A 6,241-nucleotide genomic window follows, 5' to 3' on the forward strand; every position below is an offset into this window, starting at 1 on the left:
GATTTATCGTGATTTTTCAAAATGACAGTGTTTCTATATGTATCAAGATAAGAAAAGACACGATTCTGACTCCGTCAAAATCGCCCAAAAAGCTGGCGAAACCGCCATCTTTTTAAAAAATCAAAACCCAAAAACCTAAAAGACCAAATACTAAACCAAATTTCCCCGCAGGGGGAGATTTTTTTTTGATTTTTTGACCATGCAGCACAACAAAAAAACAGACCCTAAAGGTCTGTCATTTTCATGTTACAAATCAAATTCAATACATCATGTTGCATTCCTTGAAGCAACAGAAACGCTGTTATCTTGCGTCGCTAAACCATAAACCGGCGCAACAGCCACAGCTAAAATCAAAACGGCAGCCATAATTTTTTTAAACGTCATATTCAAAATCGCCCCTTTGAATCAGTTTCTGAACTTGGATCATCTTCCTGTAAAAAAATACAGAATCATCCAATCGTTCTATGTCATTATAAAATCTTCCAGCCTCTAAAGCTAGGTCTTCTAAATAAGGATAACCACGACTATATAAAAGTTGATCAAATTTTTGATTGACTTCAACACTAGGCGAAACCGTCACATATAACTCATGAAGCACATTAAAAAGATCGACAAACATATAATCATCATACTTTTCAGCATAGCTCTTTCCTTTCACACAATAATCAAGAGCTTCTTCTTTTCGTCCCTGCTTAAAGAAAATGATGGCTAAATCATAACAAGCTTGTACAACCTCTTTAGCTCCGATCTTCTCGCCTAACTCTAATGCACGTTGGTAATATACTGTTGCTTTCGCAACATCATCTTGTTTATTAAAACAGTTTCCTAAATTCAACAAACCCTTAGTCGTAATATAATCATGGCCAAGTGCAATAGATTCCTGTAAAGCTAGTTTCAAATGGGGAAGTGCCTTCTCATAACTGACCAGATCATCATAATTTCCTGCAATTACGAATCTACACTGGATTAACCTAACTTGATATATACTGTGTGCCTTATAAGCATGATAGGCCTGTTCAACATAATACATAGATAGATGTGTTTGCTTCATGTGATAAAAGATTTCTCCCATTTTGAAAAAGAACTCCGCACGCTCCAATTCATCAGCTACTTTATCAAGTTTTCTTTCAGCATAGCGATAAAATGTAATAGCTTTTATGTACTCCCCTTTAGAAAACTCATACATCCCTCTGAAGAAATTGAAGTAGTACTCCATAATACCAGTAAGCCTTTTTCCTTCACCTTCGACAGCTCTCAAATAATCAGCTTTGTTGACAGTATTTTTTGATGGATTTACGTATTCAAGCATCTGTTCATGACGAAATTCCATTAGCTGAAAATAAAGAACAACCTGTTCGTTTTCCTCCATCAAATCCAGCTCATTCTTAACTTCGTTATGGAGAATCTCTGCATCTGTCACATTCAACCTTTTGATATGTTGATACCACTCATTAATCTTCTGACCAACCACAGGCGCCGCAATAGTTCCCATACCATCAATCCCCCGATACATCGCTTTTTTATGTTAAATCCTAGCACATGAAATACGACTATAACTTGCTTGCGTTTCCATTTTTGAAAATTTTCGGTATCTCGCAAACGTTTTTTTAAATGAATTCAGCAGACAAACAAAAAAACGCATTTAAAGCCCTTATAAGCGTTTTTGACTCATCCCCCTATTTCAACTACCTGAACAAAAATAAAAGCGCTCAGAATTGAATCTGAACGCTCTCAACGGCATTTTTGAAATGCACGGAATGTTTTTTTATACGTTTTATTTTTCATCTTACATTACTACCCCCCTGTTAGAGTGGGGGGGTTCCCATTCGGCTCTCGGTGCTTCGCTTTTCGTTGCCACTCGACGACTGCCGTCGTCTCCCGCTACGCACCTTCGCCAAACAACTGGTTGGAACTCTATTGTATCACTTTATTAGCCAATTCAAGGGCTTTTCTATCAAACTCCTCATCTGTGATCTGACCAGATGCATGCTTCCATATCAATTCTTCCTCGTCAGCTGTAAGGTAAATTCCTTCAATGGCGTGTGTAGCTTTGGCATATATCATACCTTTTTCAAACTCACTTTTGGTCATTTTCATCACCGAACCACCTTTCTTGGGCTCTGCCCAAACCCGCCAACGGTCAGCCCGTTGGATCGTAATATTCAAACCCCCTACCCCCGATCTTCGGGGGATGCCCCTTCGGCTGGCGCAAACAAACGGGGTTTGTTTGAATCAATAGGCTTTGGGTGTCGTGAATGCGTCAACTCCTTAATGCTCACTTTCGTTCCGCTTACCGTTGACCCATGCCATATGCGCTCCTTTTTATGGTGTGTCAGTTTTTCATTTTTAGGCACATTCTTTTCAAAAATCGCAACCGGAACAAAACAAATCACACTGTGATTGCAATCATGAAATGGTTGCAGTTTTTCCTTATGCTCTTTTCACCTTTTCTGAAATGTCTCCAGCGACACTTATCAAAATTTTTCTCTTTCAACCCGCTACGCAAAACAAAAACATTTTGCCTTTTGATCTAAGAGGGCGTAGCGTATACCGTAGCGAATGAATCATAAAGAGGTGAACCCGCTATGAAACCCGAAACCTACCTTTCTTCACAAGACATTGCAAATAAGCTCAATGTCTCCAGCGTCACGATACGCAAATACGCCGCCATGCTTGAGAAAAACGGCTATCATTTCGCCAGAGACACTAAGGGATGGCGTCAGTATAATGAGTCCGATTTATCCGCTATGGAGTATATATACACACACTCTAAATTGAGTGGTAAATCACTAGAAGAAGTAGCCAAACTTGTAGCGACCTTGTATCGGTCAAACTTGTCCATATCGGATACCGCTACACCGCTACAAGATGTCAATGTCGCCGACCTCATTCAAAGACAAGAGCAATTCAATCGGGCCATCCTAAAACGACTTGAACAATTTGAAGAACAGCAAAAAAAGCGAGATGAAAATCTCATGCTCGCTTTGAAAGAATCCATTGAAACAAAAAAAATGATTGCTGCAGCTCAACAAAGAAAGTGGTGGCAATTTTGGAAATAGACATCATGATAATGGCGCACTTATACACACACCTGTGTGCATGCTAAAATCTCTCGATTTTCGTCAGGCGTGTTCAAGAAGAAGTCAGCTCACTTGCCGGCTTCTTCTATTTCTGAAAAACCACATGCAATGATCATCAAAACAAACATAACGATTCCCCCTAAATCCATCACATGAATTTCAATTGTCATCACGTTCACCTCCACAGTGAACGGATTTTATCACAGAAATGTTCCTCAAAACGAAGCACTGAAAAATAAAAAAAATGCTTGCGGACACCGCAACCAAAATAATAAAATTCATAAATCTTAATAGAGTCATTGTGTTGTAAAAAAATATAATATAACCTAGTATTTGTATTTAAATTAATAAAAAGGAAGGTGTAATGAAAATGTTTAAAAAGATACTATTATGTTTAATATTATCTATTTCAATTTTTAATGTAGCTAGTCTTGACTCAGCACATGCCAGAGGTTCTTCTAATAGCATACTGTTTACAAAAGACAAAACTTCATCAACCACACGAGTTACTTTAAAATCTGGAGAGAAATTATCAATAGGAACTTTTGTTTATAGTGGAAGTGTTGTATTTACAGTATTTAAAAATGGAAAACAGTATCAAACTTTTGCTCCCCAAAAAAATTCATTCAATTACAAATTCCCTAATGCTGGACCAGGAAAATATTCTTTAAGAGCTTATTGTGGTTACCCAAATGCTTTAAAAACAGGTTGTCATTCAATATTCTCTATTACAGCTAATTAAAAAAAGGCAGAAAATAATATTTCTGCCTTTTTTTAATTATGGTTTTGTTATCAAACAAAAATTTAGATGTATTCTAAAAACCCAAAAAAGAAGTAAGATAATTGACTACTACATCTGTAATAATCACCAAAGTACAAAAAATGTTTGCGGACACCGCAACCAAAAAATAAATTTACCAAGGAATTCCCAATGCCAAATCAATCAATGATATTATGAAAATATACCCAAAAAAGGAGTGATTTTTATAGAAAAGGTGGTTTATAGTAAGCCAAGACAATAGCAATTATAGCTTCAATAAGTGAGAGCATCATGATAATTGAATGATTAACAGGGCGACCTTTAGCAATTAGTTTTTGACCTAAAAAATTCAGTAGATAGAAAACCAAAAACATTATGAAAACCGTATAAATAACAGCTAGCATACACAATACACCGTCCCTTATTTGTGGTTATTCAACCAATTTTTGTAATCGTTTGTAATACTATCATTTAAGGAGGATTTGAACAATATGACTTCGAAACTATCTAAAAAATCAATTGGCTCAACTGTTTTAATGGGACTTGCTGCGATCACTCTATCTTTAGGAATATATGCTCCAGATGCAAAAGCAACACAAAGTGAACCTGTGGCATATACGAAAGAAGTTGAAAAGATCAACCACAAACTAGATCAACTAACTGATAAAGCAAACGCTCAACTTAAAAAAGGTGCAAATAACGTTGTCGTACAAGAACCTCTCAATGTACAAGGAGACAACCTCGAGTTATCTATGAAAATTGACGACATTTCAACAAAAGCAGTTCAACAAAAGAAATTCAAAGCAAAGGTCACAAATACAACTCCTGCTTTTGGTTTTGCTCATGAAGTAAGTGGTAAATTCACTTATGAAAAAGGCAAACTGAAAAGTAGCAGTTATGATGCTTATTTAACTGGCATGTTTTATTCAAAATCTCACTCAACAAAACAACACAAACTAGACCCTAGTGTTTGGGAAATTCGCAGCAGAGGAACTTTCAAAGCACTGAAGTACACACCTGTTGAATACTCTTCTCGTGTTGACGTAGGACTTTACGGCAGTGGAGATTATAGAGTTCTAAAAGCAAAAATCAACTAATCCATACAAAAAAGCAGGCTCTATTAGCCTGCTTTTCTATGTGATTATGTAATTCTTGATGCCAACATGCCAATGAGCCATGACTTCAAATGTCTCATTCGCCACCTCATCGTCATCTTCTTCAATTCTGATCAGATCTCCATCTTCCGCATCCGTCAAATTGAGTTCCTTATGAATATCCTTCAAGATCCCCCCATAACCGATCAAACGCCTAGCACTTAATGCATCATCCAAATAATAGACCGTATCCAAATTCTCCTCGGTCACTTCATTCCCACGTATCACATCAGTATCCTTGACTGGATACTTCGAGATTTCAAGAATGGCCTTTTGTTCTTCCATTGCTTCGCGGACTTCTTTTTCAATCGCTTCCGCATCGATTCCCTTTTTTCCTTTGACCCGCTGCACATGCACAATCGGTGTGTAATCCAATTTCATTGCACGCTTCCAAAGGCTTGTCCATTCTTTTTGATTAATATAGTTTTTACCAAAGTAACCAGTACGAACAGGAATCAACACATGAAAATGCGGATGATATGTATTTTCTTCATGATTTTTCGTAATCTCTAAAGCTCTGAAAAAACCAAGTGTTCCAGTTTTCACTTTTTTATATTGAAACAGCTTTCTAAAGCCTTGCATCATATCAGTAATCGTTTGTTTTAAATCATCGCCCTCGACATTTTTCACTGTCAACGTGAGAAATATCCATGCGGGCTTATATTGCCGATTGGCTTCTTCAACGATTAATTTGTTGTGATAAGCAATTTTCAATGACCTTCGCCACGCACACATAGGGCATAACCTCACTTTACAAAAATAGGCTTGATATAATCGTAGTCTGCCCGTTTCTCGATCTCTCTTAAACGCAAGACATTCCGCACAATCACATACTTTCTCTGCCTTTTTCTTGTAGTAAGGCGCACCGGTACGCTTTTCAAGTCCTTCATAGTGAGCCGCCATAAGCGACGACCTCACCTTTTTCCCCTTCCAATCCCGCTTTTTACCTGTTGCGGTTTTGTCCTCGAGGATGGTATAATTCGATTCAGATGAATAAAACAAAGTAAAAAACCCCTTCTGACGCTAGTTCTCTAGCACTCTATTATTTAAGCTTCGCACCTTAATAATAGCAGACGGGGTTTTTCACTGTCAAATTGCCCTTGAAGCCTTGATAGGACTGGATTTATCGTGATTTTTCAAAATGACAGTGTTTCTATATGTATCAAGATAAGAAAAGACACGATTCTGACTCCGTCAAAATCGCCCAAAAAGCTGGCGAAACCGCCATCTTTTTAAAAAATCAAAAC

General features: G+C 37.4%; 6 protein-coding genes. 3 read left to right on the top strand and 3 right to left on the bottom strand.

Going from position 1 to position 6,241, the window contains the following annotated elements; genetic code table 11:
- Nucleotides 1-373 precede the first annotated feature (373 nt).
- Together C6348_RS18725 and C6348_RS18730 are read right to left on the bottom strand one after the other, a co-directional pair.
- On the bottom strand, nucleotides 374-1,492 hold the full coding sequence (locus C6348_RS18725; protein ID WP_106043955.1) for a response regulator aspartate phosphatase: 1,119 nt from the start codon (nucleotides 1,490-1,492) through the stop codon (nucleotides 374-376).
- Between the two features lie 422 nt (nucleotides 1,493-1,914).
- Nucleotides 1,915-2,166: an antitoxin VbhA family protein gene (locus C6348_RS18730; protein ID WP_106043956.1), complete on the bottom strand. Its 252-nt coding sequence runs from the start codon at nucleotides 2,164-2,166 to the stop codon at nucleotides 1,915-1,917.
- 419 nt (nucleotides 2,167-2,585) lie between these two features.
- Here C6348_RS18730 and C6348_RS18735 point away from each other — a divergent pair, with 419 nt between their 5' ends.
- From C6348_RS18735 to C6348_RS18750, 3 genes are all read left to right on the top strand, one after another.
- The gene (locus tag C6348_RS18735; RefSeq protein ID WP_106043957.1) at nucleotides 2,586-3,059 is read left to right on the top strand and encodes a DUF3967 domain-containing protein; all 474 of its coding nucleotides are present in this window, start codon (nucleotides 2,586-2,588) and stop codon (nucleotides 3,057-3,059) included.
- Nucleotides 3,060-3,444: 385 nt separating this feature from the next.
- Nucleotides 3,445-3,822 (top strand): hypothetical protein, encoded by a 378-nt coding sequence (locus tag C6348_RS18740; protein ID WP_106043958.1) that lies wholly within the window; start codon nucleotides 3,445-3,447, stop codon nucleotides 3,820-3,822.
- 509 nt (nucleotides 3,823-4,331) lie between these two features.
- A complete protein-coding gene (locus tag C6348_RS18750; RefSeq protein WP_106043960.1) occupies nucleotides 4,332-4,937 on the top strand; it encodes a hypothetical protein in 606 nt (201 codons plus the stop codon).
- 36 nt (nucleotides 4,938-4,973) lie between these two features.
- Here the strand turns inward: C6348_RS18750 and C6348_RS18755 are convergent, their stop codons facing one another.
- Entirely contained in the window at nucleotides 4,974-5,996 is a 1,023-nt protein-coding gene (locus C6348_RS18755; RefSeq protein ID WP_106043961.1) for a protein rep, read from the bottom strand.
- Between the last annotated feature and the right edge of the window lie 245 nt (nucleotides 5,997-6,241).

Origin of the sequence: Bacillus sp. YBWC18 (assembly GCF_002998775.1) — a bacterium.
In the GTDB taxonomy this organism is placed as follows: domain Bacteria; phylum Bacillota; class Bacilli; order Bacillales; family Bacillaceae; genus Bacillus.

What these genes read in the sequence shown, in the direction of transcription:
- C6348_RS18725 (WP_106043955.1), bottom strand. Translation starts at nt 1,492, where the DNA reads ATGGGAACTATTGCGGCGCCTGTGGTTGGTCAGAAGATTAATGAGTGG.
- C6348_RS18735 (WP_106043957.1), top strand. Translation starts at nt 2,586, where the DNA reads ATGAAACCCGAAACCTACCTTTCTTCACAAGACATTGCAAATAAGCTC.
- C6348_RS18740 (WP_106043958.1), top strand. Translation starts at nt 3,445, where the DNA reads ATGAAAATGTTTAAAAAGATACTATTATGTTTAATATTATCTATTTCA.
- C6348_RS18750 (WP_106043960.1), top strand. Translation starts at nt 4,332, where the DNA reads ATGACTTCGAAACTATCTAAAAAATCAATTGGCTCAACTGTTTTAATG.